13 protein-coding genes are annotated in these 16,791 nt (G+C 64.4%); 3 read left to right on the top strand and 10 right to left on the bottom strand.

Annotated features, from left to right (window positions below; genetic code table 11):
- Window positions 1-45 precede the first annotated feature (45 nt).
- A complete protein-coding gene (gene yajC / locus BLW25_RS04035) occupies window positions 46-372 on the bottom strand; it encodes a preprotein translocase subunit YajC (RefSeq protein WP_092896554.1) in 327 nt (108 codons plus the stop codon).
- Between the two features lie 385 nt (window positions 373-757).
- On the opposite strand from yajC, the gene serS reads away from it, so the two are divergent.
- Window positions 758-2,050 (top strand): serine--tRNA ligase, encoded by a 1,293-nt coding sequence (gene serS / locus BLW25_RS04030; RefSeq protein ID WP_092896552.1) that lies wholly within the window; start codon window positions 758-760, stop codon window positions 2,048-2,050.
- 139 nt (window positions 2,051-2,189) lie between these two features.
- Here the strand turns inward: serS and der are convergent, their stop codons facing one another.
- The 5 genes from der to BLW25_RS04005 form a co-directional block, all read right to left on the bottom strand.
- Window positions 2,190-3,668 (bottom strand): ribosome biogenesis GTPase Der, encoded by a 1,479-nt coding sequence (gene der, locus BLW25_RS04025; protein WP_092896550.1) that lies wholly within the window; start codon window positions 3,666-3,668, stop codon window positions 2,190-2,192.
- Window positions 3,669-3,711: 43 nt separating this feature from the next.
- On the bottom strand, window positions 3,712-5,040 hold the full coding sequence (locus BLW25_RS04020) for an outer membrane protein assembly factor BamB family protein (protein ID WP_253188529.1): 1,329 nt from the start codon (window positions 5,038-5,040) through the stop codon (window positions 3,712-3,714).
- Window positions 5,041-5,123: 83 nt separating this feature from the next.
- Window positions 5,124-5,834, bottom strand: a complete 711-nt coding sequence (locus BLW25_RS04015) for a hypothetical protein (RefSeq protein ID WP_253188202.1) — start codon at window positions 5,832-5,834, stop codon at window positions 5,124-5,126.
- A gap of 156 nt (window positions 5,835-5,990) precedes the next feature.
- The gene (locus BLW25_RS04010; protein WP_092896548.1) at window positions 5,991-9,398 is read right to left on the bottom strand and encodes a caspase family protein; all 3,408 of its coding nucleotides are present in this window, start codon (window positions 9,396-9,398) and stop codon (window positions 5,991-5,993) included.
- Window positions 9,399-9,632: 234 nt separating this feature from the next.
- The gene (locus BLW25_RS04005) at window positions 9,633-11,465 is read right to left on the bottom strand and encodes an ABCB family ABC transporter ATP-binding protein/permease (RefSeq protein ID WP_092896546.1); all 1,833 of its coding nucleotides are present in this window, start codon (window positions 11,463-11,465) and stop codon (window positions 9,633-9,635) included.
- Window positions 11,466-11,579: 114 nt separating this feature from the next.
- On the opposite strand from BLW25_RS04005, the gene BLW25_RS04000 reads away from it, so the two are divergent.
- Window positions 11,580-12,041 carry an ArsR/SmtB family transcription factor gene (locus BLW25_RS04000; protein WP_092896545.1) on the top strand — a complete coding sequence of 154 codons (462 nt, stop codon included), beginning with the start codon at window positions 11,580-11,582 and terminating at the stop codon, window positions 12,039-12,041.
- Window positions 12,042-12,097: 56 nt separating this feature from the next.
- On the opposite strand, the gene BLW25_RS03995 is transcribed toward BLW25_RS04000, so the two are convergent.
- Window positions 12,098-13,522: a LysM peptidoglycan-binding domain-containing protein gene (locus BLW25_RS03995; RefSeq protein WP_092896544.1), complete on the bottom strand. Its 1,425-nt coding sequence runs from the start codon at window positions 13,520-13,522 to the stop codon at window positions 12,098-12,100.
- A 169-nt stretch (window positions 13,523-13,691) separates the two neighbouring features.
- Between BLW25_RS03995 and BLW25_RS03990 the strand changes: the two genes are divergently transcribed.
- Window positions 13,692-14,258 (top strand): LOG family protein, encoded by a 567-nt coding sequence (locus BLW25_RS03990; RefSeq protein ID WP_092896542.1) that lies wholly within the window; start codon window positions 13,692-13,694, stop codon window positions 14,256-14,258.
- Between the two features lie 73 nt (window positions 14,259-14,331).
- Here BLW25_RS03990 and BLW25_RS03985 read toward each other — a convergent pair whose 3' ends face one another.
- The 3 genes from BLW25_RS03985 to BLW25_RS03975 all read right to left on the bottom strand — a co-directional run bounded on the left by BLW25_RS03985 (window position 14,332) and on the right by BLW25_RS03975 (window position 16,788).
- Window positions 14,332-15,396 carry a TraB/GumN family protein gene (locus BLW25_RS03985; protein WP_171909471.1) on the bottom strand — a complete coding sequence of 355 codons (1,065 nt, stop codon included), beginning with the start codon at window positions 15,394-15,396 and terminating at the stop codon, window positions 14,332-14,334.
- Window positions 15,397-15,630: 234 nt separating this feature from the next.
- Entirely contained in the window at window positions 15,631-16,230 is a 600-nt protein-coding gene (locus BLW25_RS03980) for a superoxide dismutase (RefSeq protein WP_092896538.1), read from the bottom strand.
- A 144-nt stretch (window positions 16,231-16,374) separates the two neighbouring features.
- Window positions 16,375-16,788, bottom strand: coding sequence for a hypothetical protein (locus BLW25_RS03975; RefSeq protein WP_092896536.1), 414 nt, complete (start codon window positions 16,786-16,788; stop codon window positions 16,375-16,377).
- Window positions 16,789-16,791 lie beyond the last annotated feature (3 nt).

Raw genomic sequence — 16,791 nt, 5'->3', positions numbered from 1 at the left:
GGCATCAGGTGCGGCCCCGGGCAAAGCCCGGGATTGCGCGGGGTCTCAGGACGCCGCAGCTTCGGTGCGATTCAGGACCTGGGTGATGGTCTGACGCACCACCTTGACCTTGACGCCCTCGGCGATCTCGACCTCGACCATGCCGTCTTCCTGCACTTTGACCACTTTGCCGACGATACCGCCCTGGGTGACCACCTGGTCGCCCCGGCGCAGCGCCTCGACCATGGCACGATGCTCTTTCATCTTCTTTTGCTGCGGGCGGATCATGAGGAAATACATGATGCCGAAAATTAGGATCAGCGGAACAAAGGAAGCTAGGGCGGAACCTGCTCCGGGCGCGGCGGCCTGGGCGAAAGCGGGGGTCACGAACATTGTGGCTATGTCTCCGGCATCTGTCGGTTGGCAGTGAGAAGGCAGGTCGCACCATCCGGCGCGCGCCCCGCCTCCCCGATCACCGGCCCATGTAAGCGTTTTTTGCCGCTTGCGCCAGAGGAACCGCACCATGGACAGGCTCAGGCGTGACGGCCGCCCTGTCTGGCAGCAGAAGGGGGCTGCTCGCCCCCTCGCGGCAAAGCCGCTCACCCCCCGGGATATTTCAGGACAGATGAATAACCAGTGCGGATTTCATCTGTCTCTAAATATCCCCGCCGGAGGCATCCGCCCGCAGCCAGGGGCGCGCGCCTCGCCCTCTTTCCCCGCCCGCAGGCATCTGCCATAAACAGCACCGCAATTCCTGCAAGCCAGCGAGGCCAGTTCCATGCATGATATCCGCATGATCCGCGAAAACCCTGCCGCTTTTGATGCGGCGCTCTCCCGTCGCGGGTTGGCCGCTCTTTCGCCTGCCTTGCTGGCGCTGGATGAGGCCCGCCGCGCGAAGATCCTCGCGGCCGAAACTGCTCAGGCAGACCAGAACCGCGCCTCGAAAGAGGTTGGCGCCGCGAAAGCGCGTGGCGATGATGCCGAATTCGAGCGGCTGCGCGCTTTGGTGGCCGAGAAAAAGGCCGAGATCGCCCGCCTGACCTCTGAGGCAGAGGCTGAAGACAAAGCCCTGCGCGACCGGCTGGCCACGATCCCGAACCTGCCGCTCGCCGAAGTGCCCGAAGGCGCCGATGAGACTGACAATGTCGAGATCCGCCGCTGGGGCACACCGAAAACCTTCGATTTCACGCCGGTCGAGCATTTCGAGATTGCTGGTGTCAGACCGGGCATGGATTTCGCCACCGCCGCCAAGCTCTCCGGAGCACGCTTTGTGGTGTTGAAAGGCGCGGTGATCCGGCTGCACCGCGCACTGGCGCAGTTCATGATCGACATGCATGTTGACGAACATGGGCTGACTGAAATGTGGACCCCGGTTCTGGTGAAGTCGGAAGCGATGTTCGGCACCAACCAGCTGCCGAAATTCGCCGAAGACAGCTATGAGACCACCAATGGCTGGTGGCTGATCCCGACCTCGGAGGTCACGCTCACCAACTCGGCCGCCGGCGAGATTATCGACGAGGCCGCGCTGCCGACCCGCATGACCGCCCATACACAATGTTTCCGCTCGGAAGCCGGATCGGCCGGCAAGGACACCACTGGCATGCTGCGCCAGCACCAGTTCGAAAAGGTCGAGATGGTAACACTTTGCACGCCGGAAACCGCGCTGGCGGAACATGAGCGTATGACGGCACAGGCAGAGGCGATTTTACAAAAGCTGGGCCTGCCCTATCGCACCGTGGTGCTTTGCACCGGGGATATGGGCTTTGGCGCGCAGAAAACCCATGATATCGAGGTCTGGCTGCCCGGACAGAACCGGTATCGCGAAATCTCTTCGATCTCGACCTGTGGCCAGTTCCAGGCGCGGCGCATGAACGCACGCTACCGCCCTTCCGAAGGGGGCAAGCCCGATTTCATCGCGACGCTCAACGGATCCGGCCTTGCCGTCGGGCGCTGCCTGATCGCGGTCCTGGAAAACGGCCAGCAGGCGGATGGCTCGGTCGAGATTCCTGATGTGCTGCACCGCTATCTCGGTGGCAAAACCCGCATCGGCGTGGATGGGGTGCTCGTCTGAAACAGAACAGGGGCCCTCGCGGGCCCCTTGCCTCCGGCGGGGATATTTAAAGACAGATGAACAGGCTCAGAGCATTTTCATCTGTCTGAAAATATCCCGGGGGTGAGCGGCAAAGCCGCGAGGGGGCTGGCCCCCTCCCTTACTTCTTCACCTGTTTGCCCTGGTGTTTTCTCAGCCGCGACGGTGTGTGGAATTTCTTCTCACGGAACGGGTTCTGCTCCCCCTGGCCACGCAAGAAGAGACGGATCGGCGTGCCCGGCATCTCAAAATGATCCCGCAACCCGTTAATCAGATAGCGCTTATAGCTCTCCGGCACTTCATCCTGCCGCGAGCACTTGATCACGAAGCCCGGCGGCCGTGTCTTGGCCTGGGTGATGTAACGCATCTTGATCCGGTGGCCGCCCGGCGCGGGTGGCGGGTGCGCTTCGGTCATAGCCGAGAGCCAGGAGTTCAGCCGCGCTGTCGCCACCCTGCGGTTCCAGACCGCATGGGCGCGCAGAATCGCGTCATGAAGACGGTCCATGCCGCGCCCGGTCTTGCCCGAGATTGTCACCAAAGGCGCGCCGCGCAGCTGCGGCAGCAGGCGCTCGAACATCTCTTTCAGCTCGGCCAGCTTGTCCTGGCGATCCGTTTCCAGATCCCATTTGTTGATTGCAACCACGACCGCCCTGCCCTCGGTCTCGGCAAAATCCGCGATCCGCAGATCCTGGGTCTCGAAGGGGATCTCATTATCCAGCAAGACCACCACGACCTCGGCAAAGCGCACCGCGCGCAACCCGTCCGAAACGGAGAGCTTTTCAAGCTTTTCGACCACCCGCGCCTTTTTGCGCATACCGGCCGTGTCCCAGATCCGGATCGGCGTGCCCATCCAGTCGGTCTTGATCGAGATCGCATCGCGGGTGATCCCGGCCTCGGGGCCGGTCAGCATCCGGTCCTCGCCTAGGATCTTGTTCACCAGCGTCGATTTTCCGGCATTCGGGCGCCCGATCACCGCAATCTGCAATGGCTTGGTGAGCGAGGGCCGCCAGCTCTCATCGGCGCCTTCGTCATCGCTGTCGAACTCGCTGTCTTCGGGCAGGTCGAGATCGGTTTGCGGCGTGATCTCGGCCTCGCGTTCCGCGAACTCGGCCTCAAAGGGGCGCAGGATGTGATAGAGATCATCCATGCCCTCGCCATGTTCGGCGGACATGCGGACCGGCTCGCCAAGGCCCAGCGAATAGGCCTCCAGCGCGCCGGAATCGCCGGCCTTGCCCTCGGCCTTGTTGACGCCAAGGATCACGCGGGCATTTTTCTTCCTGAGGATCTCGGCAAAGGTTTCATCAGTCGCCGTGACCCCTGCCCGTCCGTCAATCACGAAAAGGCAGACATCGGCCATCTCGACCGCGCGTTCGGTCAGGCGGCGCATCCGGCCCTGCAGGCTGTCATCGGTGACCTCCTCAAGCCCCGCCGTATCGATCACGGTAAAGCGCAGATCAAACAGCTTTGCATCGCCCTCGCGCAGGTCGCGCGTGACGCCGGGCTGGTCATCGACCAGCGCAAGCTTGCGGCCCACCAGCCGGTTGAACAGCGTGGATTTGCCCACATTCGGGCGGCCAACAATGGCGAGGGTGAAGCTCATGACACGGTTCTCCTGAAGCTCGCCCTGTTACACGGCAATCGCCTCAGCGGAAAGCCAGAAGTTGACCGCTGTTCGAGACCACGTAAAGTGTTCCGCCCGCGACCGCCGGCTGTGTGGCCGCACCGCCCGGGATCTCCACATTCGCAACCAGCGCGCCATCGACCGGCGAGAAGCCGCGCAGCACGCCATCCGACGAGGCCACCCAGATCCGGCCACCGGCCAGAACCGGTCCGTAATGGGCGGTGATCGCCTTGTGCTTTTTCACCTTCTCGGCGGTGAAATAGGGCAGTGCCACCGCCCAGATCACCTCGCCGGTCGCGGCGTTAAGCCGCGCCAGCCGCGCCTCGTCCGAGACGATAAAGACCGAGCCGCCGCCCATCGCCAGGGGCCCGAGCGCGCCCTCTTCGGCCTCCCAGATCCGCTCGCCCGAGCTGACATCCATCGCAACCGTGCGACCGGCTGCGGTGCCGGTGTAAAGTGTGCCGCCCACCAGGGCCGCGTCGCCGGTCACGTCCTGCGCCTCGCCATAGGCGATGCCCGGGCGGCGCCCCGCGATGGATTTCTGCCAGATTTTCGAGCCGCCGCCGATCTTCATCACGGCCAGCAGGTCACCCGCGCCCGACGGGAAGATCACCGCGCGGTCAGCAACCGTCGGTGCAGCCGAGCCCATATAGCCCGCAGCGCCCGGCGTTCCGATCACCTGCCATTGCACCTTGCCGTCAGCGGCATTGATCGCCCAGGCCGCGCCATCACGCCCCGCGACATAGACCACGCCATCCGCCACCGCAGGTGCGCCCTGGATCGGGCTGTCGACACGCTGCCGCCAGAGCATCTGGCCCGTGGCCGCATCCATGGCGATCACTTCGCCATAAGCGGTCGAGGCATAAAGCCGGCCACCATCCGCCGCGAGACCACCACCCGAGACCCGGCCACCGCGATCGGTTGCAGGCGTCAGATTGGCCTGCCACAACAGCGCGCCATTGGTGGAAACAGCCGAGGCCACCATGGCCGCGTCGATGGTGAAAACCCGCCCTCCCGCAACAACCGGCGCGGCTGCGATGCGGTGACGGCGCGAAGAGCCCTCGCCGATCGAGGTCGCGAAAGCCAGTTGCGGTGTGGCCCGCAGCGCCGCATGCGGCGCGTCATGGCGGGCATTGCCGCCGCGCTGCGCCCAGTCGGCATTGTTTTGCTGTGCAGGCAGGCTGATCGGGGCGGAACGTGCCACGGGGCCTGCATCGCGCGACGAAGAGCCGGCCAGCACATCGCGCACATCGATCCGCTCACCGGAGAGGATCAGTTCACGTTCCCCGCAGGCACCCAGAAGTGCCAGCCCCGCCACCGCGCCCATCAGCCAGCCGATCCGCCGTTTCATGCTCACGCCCTGCCTCATCATTCCAGTTTCTCTGTTCTGCCGGCGGCACTCTGGCCTCTCCCGCAGCACGTGGTCTGTGCCGTTTATTCGTTGCCCGCCGGCGCTGCGCCAGAAGCTGCCGCCGCGTCAGACGGAGCCACATCGCTCACCACTTCGGCCGGATTGCCGCCCAGCACCGTGACGATCTGCCCTGCCCTGCCCCGCAAGGCCGCGCTGGCCTCCTGATCGGTCGAGAGGCTGTTCAGCGCCGCGATCGCCGCCGTGGCATTGCCCTCTTCGATCAGCAGCCAGGCCAGCTGTTCGGCCGCCAGCAACCGGTAGGGCCGGCCCGGGACCGCAATGCCCTCAAGCGCCGCACGACGCTCGGCCACGGGCTGATCAGCCCCTGCAACGATCACGCGCCGCAAGATGGCAAGATCGCGCCAGGCCGGGTCAAGGGTCTGATCGGCGATCACCTTATCCAGCGCAGCCAGCGTTGCCGGCTTGTCTTCCTGCGGATCCGAGGCTTCGATCATGTCGCGGATCACCGCCTGGGAGCCGGTGGCGGGAATCGCGGCCAGCGCCTCGCGCCGCGCCTCGGGCGAGCCGGTATCCAGCGCCTCAAGAAGCGCATCACCAAAAAGCTCGGCCCGCGCTTCGTCCCGGGCCTGTGACCATTGCTGCCAGCCCGAACCGGCCACGATCACCAGGATCAGGACGCCACCGATCCAGCCCCAGCGGCGGAAAGCCCGTGTCAGCTTTTCGCGGCGAAGTTCGTCGGTGACTTCGTCAATGAAACTGTTGGTGTCGCTCACTTGCCCCAGGCCTTCCTGCCGTCAGTCCTTGTTCCGCCACGTCTTACAGGGATTCCGGCAAACTTGCCAAGTCCCGCGCGCCCCTTTAGGCCCCTATCCGCCCCCATGACCTGTGCCGGTACCCGCCTCTGCCCCCCGCGCCTTCGCCCTGCCGGGTCAGGGCACCGGCGCGGCATCCGCCCCCGTCCCGGCCCGCAACGCCTCAAGCCGTTCGCCGTAGACCGTGATCCAGTCGCGGAACGGCCCCTCCGGCAGCCGCCCCGCCGCCTCGAGCCCGCGCAAAAGCGCCACCGACTCGGTGATATAGACCGACCCATCGCGGTAATAGAAACTCGCGCGATAAAGGCTTTGTGCGAGATCGGTCACATTATAGGGGTTTTCCGGCTGGACCCCGGCAATCCAGCGCAGGATCGCCAGCGCCTCTTCCTCATTGCCGCGCCCGGCTTCGAGTTCCGTTAGAAAATAGTTCGCGTCTGACAGAAAGCGCAGCGCATAGGCCAGAGCACGCTGATCGGCGACAGAGGCCGGCTTTTGCCCCGCGATCCATTTCCGCAGCGCCACCGCCGCCTCGTAATCCTGTTTTGCGGCGGTGAAACTCTCCTGCGCCATCAGCACCCGGCCCGCATTTTCCAGCGCCGTGGCGTAATCCTGGGCCGCGATCACATTCCAGGGATCAGCCGAGGACGCCGCGAAAGCATAGCCCGCCGCCTCGCGATAGGCCGCAAGTGCCGCCGCCAGATCACCAGAGGCTTCCAGCGCGCCCCCCAGCCGATTGGCAGCGAACATCCGGTCCAGAAGCAAAGTGGGATCATTCGGGCGCAGCACCGCCACCCGATCCATCCGTTCAACAGACTGGCGGGCCAGATCGATTGCGCGGGGAATGTCCTGCAAAGCCAGCAATACCTGGACCTGGATGTTCAGACCAATGCTCAGCTCGCGCAGAAGCGAGACATCCTCGGGCCGGTCTGCGGGTGCTGCGGCCCGCACCGCCTCGCGGATCTCGCGGCCTTCATCCAGCAGCGGCAGCGCCGCCGCCGGCTCGTTATTGCGCCAGAGCGCCTCGCCCATCGAGACGAGGGTAAAGGCGACATCCAGCTGATAAAGCTGCACCGTCGGCGCGGTCGCGGCCAGCCAGCGGCGGATCTCAAGCGAGCGGGTATAAAACTCGCGCGCGGTGGTCGTATCGCCCAGCTCGCCGTAAATCCGTGCCAGCCGCTCCAGCGAGATCGTCAGATCGCGTTGCGGCGGCAGATTTTGCGGGTCGATATCCACCACCGCCTGCCGTAGGATCAGCGCCTCATTCGCCGCCTCGAGCGCCTCGTCAAGCGCGCCCTCGCCCAGATAGAGCCCACCGATCCGTTCATAGGAAATCGACAGATCGCGCAGCCAGATCGCGTTTTGCGGGTCAAGATCGACCAGCTCGCGCCGGAGCCCGAGCGCATGCTGCCAGTTCATCAGGGCAGAGCCAGTGTCCCCCATCGCCAGCAGCACATCACCGATCCGCGAAAGGGTCACCGCGCTGTCGCGCTTATGCACGACATTGCCCGGATCCTTCGCCTGCTGCTCATCGCGGATCTTCTGCGCCTCCATCAGCACGGCCAGCGCCGAATCATATTGCTGCTCGCCCATCAGCATCTCGCCCAGCCGCTCATAGCCGACGGCCAGATCAAGCTGGTAGCCCGCAATGCCGGGATATCTGTTCACGAGGTCCTGGCTGATCCCGAGCGCGATGTCATAGGCCGCGCGGGCGCGCTCATAATCACCAAGCGCCGACCAGACATCGCCAAGCTTTTCCTGGGTGAACGAGACATCGCGCGCATGGGTCACGCTGTCGGGCGACAGATCATAAAGCGCCAGCGCAATTTCCAGCGCCGCCTGATGCGCCGCGAGCGCGCCCTGGAAATCCGACAATGTCAGCCGGATCGAGCCACGGCTGTTCAGGATCACCTCGCGCTCGCGCCGCAGATCCTGATCATCGGGCCATGCCGCAATCAGCGCGGCGGTCAGCTCGTCGGCGCGGGCATAGTCGGCATCGGCCTCGGCAAGGAAGCCCTGCTGCGCCTTGATCTCGCCCGATCCTTTCAGCGCCCACATCAACTGGCGGCGCCAGCCGATATCATCCGGTTCGGCGCGGGTCAGGCTGTCAAGATAATCCACCTGGCTGAGCGTGATGCTCAGCGCAGACGAACTGTTACCTGCAACCAGATAGAGCCAGGCCAGATCGCTGAGGGCCAGCGCATAGGCCTCTTTCGCATCACGGTCGGGCAAATCGGCGCGGACCCGGTTGTAAAGCTCGGTCGCATGGGTGAGGTCGCTGATCGCCAGATCATAGCGCAGGCCGGCCCGCGCCGCATTGGCATTGAGCACATGGGTCGCCGCCTGCGACAGGGTGCGCGCCACAAGATTGTCGCGGATCGAGCTTTCCGATTTCGCATCGATTGCCGCCGCCTCGGCCATCAGAACACGGCCTGCCTCCGAGGCCCCAAGCGCGAATTGTTCCTCGGCCTTCCTCCTCAGTTCCGAGACCCGCGGGTCATCCGAGGCCAGCCGGAGCAGATCGGATTCAAAGGCAGTATAAGACCGGGCGGCCTCTTCCAGCTTGATCAGGCGCTCCCCGGCCGAGAGCTTTTCCAGATCACCCGTCACCACCGCGCGGTAAAGCGGCGCCAGCGGCATGTCATTTTGCGCCGCCACCGCCTCGACCTCGCCGCGCAGCTCGGGCGGGTATTTCTCCATCGCGACCAGAAGAAGCTCGCGTTCCGGCAGAGCCCCCTCGCCCGAGAGATAGACAAGACGCGGCAAGCCGCTTTCGATATAGGGCATCTGGCGCCCGCGCGAGCGGTCATAGACATCTTGCTGCACAAGGGTCAGTGAAAGGCGCAGCTCGGTGCCTTCGCGGCCGAAATGACGCAAAAGCGCCTCGGTGAAGGGCGAATTTTTGCCATTGCCATCGGCGGCGGTCTCGCCCGGGGCGGCGGCAAAAGCGATCAGCGCCCCATCGGCCCGCCCGATGCGACCAAGCCCCGGCACCGTCTTTGGCGCATCACCGCTGTCATCCGCCAGAGCCACCGCGCCGCGCCCGTCCGGTTCCGAGGCGCCATTGCCGGCAAAAGGATCGTCGCGACAGGCATCGAGCAGGAAGACCGCATTGGGCGAAATGGCGGCGAGCGCCTCCTGTACCTCGGACAGCGGCAGGGACGTGGCCGCGAGCCCTGCGGCGCTTTTCGCCTCGGCATCGACCGGCAGCAGGTAATTCACCCCGTCAATCGCCACGCCATGCCCGGCATAAAACACCAGCGCCAGATCGGCGCCGGCACCATCCGCGCGAAAATCCTCCAGCGCCCGGCGCATCCGCCTCAGATCGCGGTCGGTCTCGGTCCAGACCTCAAACCCCAGCCCCTTGAGCATATCCTCAATCGCACGGGCATCATTCACCGGGTTCGAGAGCGGGCGCAAATGGCGATAGTCCTGCGCGGCAAGCACAAGCGCCACACGCCGTTCGGCCAGAGCCGGCGCGGCGAGGCCGAATATCAGAAGGAGAACAAAGAGAAAGCGGCGCAGCATCTGGGTGATCCGGAACTCCCGCCAGTCTCACCCTGCCACGCGCCCGGGTCAAAGGGAAAATCCCCGCATCCGGATGCGGTAATCCTGACCGGGCAGAAAAGGGGGCCCTGCCCCCTCGCGGCTTCGCCGCTCACCCCCAGGATATTCAGAGACAGATGAAAAGGGAAAGTATTATTCATCTGTCTCTTAAATATCCCCGCCGGAGGCATCCGGGCTGCAAAGCCCGGAGAAAGGTCACGCCGCCGCATCCTCTTCTTCGGCGCGCTGCTGCGCCCACATCGCGGCATAGCGGCCACCTTTGGCCAGAAGCGCCTCATGGCGGCCCTGTTCGATCACACGGCCCGCCTCCATCACCAGGATGCAATCCGCATCTGCAATGGTCGAGAGCCGGTGCGCGATGGTGATCACCGAGCGGCCCTCGCCCATCTCATGCAGGCTCTCCTGGATTGAGCGCTCGGTCTGGGTGTCCAGCGCCGAAGTGGCCTCGTCCAGGATCAGGATCGGCGGGTTCTTCAGGATGGTACGCGCAATGCCGACCCTTTGCTTTTCGCCGCCCGAAAGCTTCAGCCCGCGTTCGCCGACGGTGGTGTCATAGCCGTCCGGCAGGCTTTCGATGAAGTCATGGATCTTTGCCGCCCGCGCCGCCGCGATGATATCTGCCTCGGTCGCATTGGCGCGGCCATAGCCGATATTGTAGCGGATCGTGTCATTGAAGAGCACCGTATCCTGCGGCACGACGCCAATCGCCTCATGCAGCGAGCTTTGCGTCACATCGCGGATATCCTGACCGTCGATCCGGATCGCGCCCCCGGTCACGTCATAAAAGCGGAACATCAGCCGCGCGATCGTCGATTTCCCCGATCCCGAATGCCCGACAAGCGCGAGCGTCTCGCCCGGGGCCACGCGCAGGCTCACGCCTTTCAGGATCTCGCGCGAGGGATCATAGGAGAAGGACACATTGTCGAAGGTAATCTCGCAGCCGCTTACCGCGATCGGCTTTGCATCGGGCGCGTCCACCACTTCTGCCGGCTGCGACAGGAGACCGAACATTGCCCCCATATCGACCAGCGCCTGGCGGATCTCGCGGTAGACCGTGCCGAGGAAGCCCAGCGGCAGGGTGATCTGGATCATATAGGCATTGACCATGACGAAATCGCCGACCGTCAGCTGCCCCTGCTGCACCCCGAGCGCCGCCATCACCATCACCGCGATCAGCCCCGCCGTGATCAGGAATGTCTGACCGACATTGAGGAGCGAGAGCGAGAGCCCGGTCTTCACCGCTGCGGTCTCATAAAGCTGCATGGCGCCGTCATAGCGCTCGGCCTCGCGTGCCTCTGCGTTGAAATACTTCACGGTTTCATAGTTCAGGAGACTGTCCACCGCCTTTTGATTGGCATCGGTATCCTGATCATTCATCTCCTGACGGATTTTCACCCGCCATTCGGTCACCGCGAAGGTGAACCAGACGTAAAGCGTGATCGTCACCGCCACCACGGCGGCATAGCTCCAGCCAAAGGCGAAGGCGAAGATCAGCGTGACCAGCACCAGTTCAAGGATCAGCGGCCCGATCGAGAACAGGAGGAACCGCAAGAGGAACTCGACCCCTTTCACACCACGCTCGATAATCCGCGACAGTCCGCCGGTACGGCGCGAGATATGGTAGCGCATCGACAGGCGGTGGATATGGCTGAAGGTCTCAAGCGCCAGCCGCCTGAGCGCCCTCTGGGCGACCCGCACGAAGACCGCATCGCGCAATTCCTGGAACAGCACCGCGCCAAGCCGCGCCAGCCCGTAAGCCACCACCAGCCCCACCGCGCCAAGCGCCATGATCCGCGCCGGATCCGCCGCGCCCTCTCCGGCAAGACCATCCACCGCCAGTTTGTAAAACCAGGGTGTGATCACCGAAATCACTTTGGACACCAGCAGGAAGGCCAGCGCGATCATCACCCGGCGCCGGACCCAGAGCTGGTCTTTCGGCCACAGATGCGGCGCAACCCGCAGGATGGTCTGCCAGCCGGAGGCCGGCGCATCGGGTGATGCGGAGGGAATTGTGTCGGGAGCGGACATGGATGGCCTTCACGAAGAGCTGCCATTGCGGGCTTTTCAGGCTGTGGCCGCAAATTCCGCGGCCCGGCGCAATGATGGCTTGAGTTATTTCAAGGATTCATGAATAGTTGAATTATGGATCAGAGTAAAGACCCCGATCAACCGGCCACACCGGATCTTCCGGCCCCGGCAGCTCCGAACGCGGATTTAGGCGCGGCGCCCTCTGGCGAACCCGGGCTGGCCGCGCCCTTTGATCAGCTTCAGCGCGGGCAGGCCCTGCGCGCCTTCTCGGCCCTGTCGCATGGCGACCGGCTTGACCTGATCCGCCTGCTGGTTCCCGCCGGGCCTGACGGGCTGGCTGCGGGAGAGATCGCGCGACGGCTCGGGCTTTCGGCCTCGCGGCTCTCTTTCCACCTGTCGCAACTGGAACAGGCCGGGTTGCTCACCGCGCGTAAAGTGGCGCGGAATGTGTTCTATGCGGTCGATCCCAGCGGCCTCGGAGCCGCGATTTCCCATTTGCTGAATGATTGCTGTGCCGATCATCCCGAAGTGATTGCCTGCTGCCAGGGCAATATGACCAGAGCCGGGCCGCCATAAAGCGGCAGGCCCGGCGCGATCCGGCCCGTCTCAGATCAGCCCGTCAGTGGCCCGGATCAGCGTCCCGGAATCGTAAAGACCTGGCCGGGATAGATCAGATCCGGATCGAGAATACGGTCGCGATTGGCCTCGAAAAGCTGGACATACAAGACCCCTTCCCCGAATTCCTCGCGCGCGATGGCCCAGAGCGTATGACCGGGCTGCACCGTAACCGAAATAGCGGGCGTCACCGGCAAGGCGGCCTGCTCCGGGCTCCCCGGCAAGGCTGGAGCGGGCGTTTCGCCGACGGCGGGAGCCGCTGACGCGAGCGGCTGCTCTGATGTTTGCGGCAAAGCGGGTTCCGCTCCGGTCAGCGCGGCAAGCTCTGCGGGCGCCGCCACGACAGGAAGGGTCGCGGCTGACGGCTGCAGCGCGATTTCGGGCGGCGCCTCACCGGTGCCTGCCGCATCCTCCCCGCCCCCGGCCAGTGTGGCCAGCGCCTCGGGTGTTTCACGGCGGAACGGGATCTCGACCCGAGAGGTCACCTTGCCCCCGGCATCCAGCTGATCGACCCGCAACGTGTAAAGCCCCGCCGCAATGCCCGGGATCTCTGCCTGCCAGCCACCCGCCGCTTCGACCCCGACCTCTGCCGGCCCCACCGGCTGGTCATCGAGATAGAGACGGATATAGGCCCCGGGCGCGCCACTGCCGCCAATCTGCACGATCCCGGGCGACAGATAAGAGATGGTCTGGACCAGAACCGGGGGCATCTGATTTGTGTTCGCCGGGTTTGAGGGCTGGAGGAGCACGACCCCTTCCTCGCTGATCTTCAGCGCCACCGGAGCACCCTCTGCGCCTGCTTCCAAAGTCGCAACCGGTGCGATATCGGGAACCGGCTCTGCCGTGCCGGCCGCTTCTGCTGCAGCCTCTCCCGTTGCGGTCTCCGCCGCAGCAGTCTGCGCAGGCGGAACTGCCGCGCCAGTCACTGGCCCCATCGCGATCACTTCGGCCGAAGGGATCCGTCTGCCATCCTCCAGCACCATGACAAGGCTGAGGATCGCGGGCGCCGGATTGGGCGCAAGCGTGGTCACCAGCGCGAATTCGCCGCCACGGGTCGCCCGCGTCGCGCCGATCTCTGCCCCGTCGACAAGAACCAGCACCTGCGCGTCCGGCTCGCCAAGCCCGCCGATGGTCGCATGACCGCCCGGAGCCACCGCCCAGGTGGTGATGACCGGCGCGGCAATATCTGCAGCCGCAGAGGGCGCATCGGCGGCAGCAACCGCCCCGTCCTGGCCTGCCTGCACGGCGCTGGTCTCAATCTGCCCATCCTGCGGAAGCTGCGCGATCTGCGCGGCAGGCTCTGTCCCCTCGCCTCCGCCCGTGCCACCACCGGCCTCTGGCCGCCAGCCCGATACCATCACCCCCAGAGCAAGAACCGCACCCGCACCCGCAACCGATACCACCGTACGCGCGCCCGCGCCCAAGTCACTCCAGGCCTTCATCCGTTCCCCTCTCCGTCACCGTCGCGCGATCCGCGCGGTCTCAGCTCCCTTCCGGCCGGACAGGTTTCCCCGACGCTTCTTCGTCAGGTTTCCCATCGCATCCCGGCAGGTTTTCCCCTAAAGCAAACCCCGATATCGCCCCCGCTGGCAATCGAATTCAGGAGTCTCCATGCAGCTTCCCTCAATCTGCGTCTTCTGCGGCTCGCGCCCCGGATCCAATCCCGCACATGTCGCCACTGCCCAGAGCTTCGGCCGCGAAATCGCCGCGCAAAAATGGCGTCTCGTCTACGGCGCCGGCGATGTCGGCCTGATGGGCGAGGTCGCACGCGCCGCCCAGGGGGCCGGCGCCACCACGCTTGGCGTGATTCCGGTGCATCTGCTGGGGCTTGAAAAAGGCAAACGCGATCTGACCACTTTTGTGATCACCGAAGATATGCATGAGCGCAAAAAGGTCATGTTCATGAATTCGGATGCGATTGTGGTGCTGCCGGGCGGCGCCGGCAGCCTCGACGAATTTTTCGAAGTGCTGACCTGGGCGCAGATCGGGCTGCATAAGAAACCGATCTTCCTGCTCGATACCGATGGGTACTGGCAGCCGCTCCTCGCGCTGATCGACCATATCATCCGCGAAGGGTTCGCCGATGCCTCGCTGAAAACCCAGTTCAGCGCCGTCCCCGATGTGCCCGCGCTGACAGAGGCGCTCACTGCCGCGCTCCAGGCCCGCCTCACGGCCTGAGCCATTTGCCCTGATCCGGAATCCCCGCCGGAGGCATCCCCGGCGGGCCACAGCCGGGCCTCCGCGACCGCGCTCAGGGCATCTCGCCCGGCAGCGCCACTCGCTCCACCTGGTAACCTGCATCGCGGATCATGCTCACCAGCCCCAGATCTCCCGGCAGATGCGAGGCCCCGACCGCAATCACCGCATTGCCCTGATCGGCCAGCATCCGGATCTTTTCCATCCAGATCGCATTGCGTTCGACCAGCAGATAGCTTTCGGCAAGATCCACAACCTCACGCCCGCGCGCAGCCCCCAGCACCTGCCCGGTCCAGGCATCCGACCAGGCATCCATCAACCCGATCCGCCCTTCGAGATAAAGCGCGAAGCCGGTTTCCCGCAGCCCGGCGCGCGCGGAGTCGGGACCGAGATAAAGCCCGTAAAGCAGCAGCGCCACCCGTGCCGCCGCCGCGCGCTCCGGCGCCGTCAGCTCTGCGCCCAGCTCCCATGGTTCTTGCAGCCCCGTAATCCGCGCGCCCGCAAGCCAGCCGGTCTGGGCGATGAAATAGTCCTGGGCCGGCATGAATGGGGTGAAATCCGAACAGGGGTCTGACAGCAACAGGCTGAACAGACCGGCATCGGTCATCATCGACATATAGCCAGGATCCCAGGCGTAGGTCTCAAGCCGCAGCGCGATATGGTCCAGGATCTGTGGCGGGAAATCCGCGCGGTCATCCGGCGGTGCTCCCGGGCTAATGAACATCCAGGCCTGGTCATTGGCGCGGCGGATATCAGCGCGGGTGTCAGGCTGCGGATTGAACTCCAGCGCGACCACATCGGCAGTTTCAAGCACCTCGCGCAGCTCTTGTGGCAAAGCAAGCAGGCGGCGCTCAGAGACATGATAGGTGCCCCAGAGCCAGGAGGTCTGGCCGCCGGGCGCGGTGATCTTCCAGAACCGGCCCAGGCTGTTCGGCACTTCCCCGGCAATGGCGGAATAGTGCGCCTCATCCGCCCCGGAGAGAACCTCGCGCCAGATCCGGATCTCACCCGTGGTACAGGCCTCACGCGTGAACCAGTCCTGGGCCGTTGCCGGTTCTGGCAGCGCGCCCGCTGCACCGAGCGCCAGGCAAAGCGCAGGCACCGTCTTTCTCCATCCCATGACGCAGGCTCCTGCCCTTAACCATTTTCTGGCCACGACCTTCACCCCGGGCCGGGGGAAAGGGAAGATGCGTTCCGTACAGGTCCGGAACATCCGCGACGCGCCGGGGTGTCACGGGTCAGGCGGCGCAAGGCCAGGATCTGGTGCGCAGGATCACAAGGCAAAGCCGCGCCAAAAAAAGAAGCCCCGCCAGCGCGATGCGGCGGGGCCCTTTTGCTGTCCGTCAGTGGCGGATCAGAGTTTCGCGGCGACCGCTTCCCAGTTCACCAGCTTTTCGAGGAAGTTCGACAGGTAAGCCGGGCGCTTGTTGCGGAAGTCGATATAGTAGGAATGCTCCCACACATCGCAGCCCAGAAGCGCGGTCTGACCAAAGACCAGCGGGTTGACGCCATTCTCGGTCTTGGTGACTTTGAGCGCGCCATCTTTGTCTTTCACCAGCCAGGCCCAGCCCGAGCCGAACTGACCGGCGCCGGCTGCGGCGAAATCTTCCTTGAATTTCGCGACCGAGCCGAAGCTTTCGGTCAGCGCTTTTTCCAGCGCGCCGGGGATGCCGACCTGGTCAGGCCCCATGATTTCCCAGAACAGGTTGTGGTTCCAGTGCTGCGAGGCATTGTTGAAAATGCCGTTCTGCGCCACGGCGCCAGCCTGGTAGGTGCCGACGACGATCTCGTCGAGCGACTTCTTCTCCCATTCGGTGCCGGCGATCAGCTTGTTACCATTGTCGACATAGGCCTTGTGATGCAGGTCATGGTGGAATTCCAGCGTTTCCATCGACATGCCAAGCGGCTCAAGGGCGTTGTATTTATAGGGCAGATCGGGAAGATGAAACGTCATCGGACTCACTCCTGTTCGGATGGGGCGTTACGTCTGGAATAAGGGCGTATCCGCCCCGAAGGTCAAGCCCTGCGGGCAAGACAAAGCGAAACAACGCCCTGTAAGGTCACCTGATCGCGCGCCGCAAAACGCGCGGATTTTGCCTTACGCCTTAACGCAGGGGCCCGAAACTGTGGCTGCGGGCGGGTCGCGCCAGCCTTCAACCCAGCCGGTTGCGGTAAGGCTGCGCCCGGTCGCATCAAATTGCGCCTTATAGGCAAAGCGTACGATTTTTTCGCCGAGATGCTGCGCCAGTCTGAGCTTCCAGCGCAGAACGACCTCGCCTGCGCTGTTCGTGACCTTTGCCGGGATAAAGCCCTTATCTATCCCGGCAATCCCGACATCATTGACCCAAAGCTGCGTCGTTTCAGTGTCATAGGCAATCAGAAGATTCCCCGAAAAAAAGGGGGTCCGATCAGTGACAGGTCCGAGCGTACAGCGCCAGACGCCGATCTCGGCCCTGGCCAGGGAGGATGTTATAATGAAGACGAAAAAAGCCGGAAGGGTCAATCTCGGCATCTG

Source organism: Rhodobacter sp. 24-YEA-8 (assembly GCF_900105075.1).
GTDB lineage: Bacteria > Pseudomonadota > Alphaproteobacteria > Rhodobacterales > Rhodobacteraceae > Pseudogemmobacter.
The sequence above is the reverse complement of the archived record's forward strand: the minus strand, read 5'-3'. Positions and strand labels throughout refer to the sequence as shown.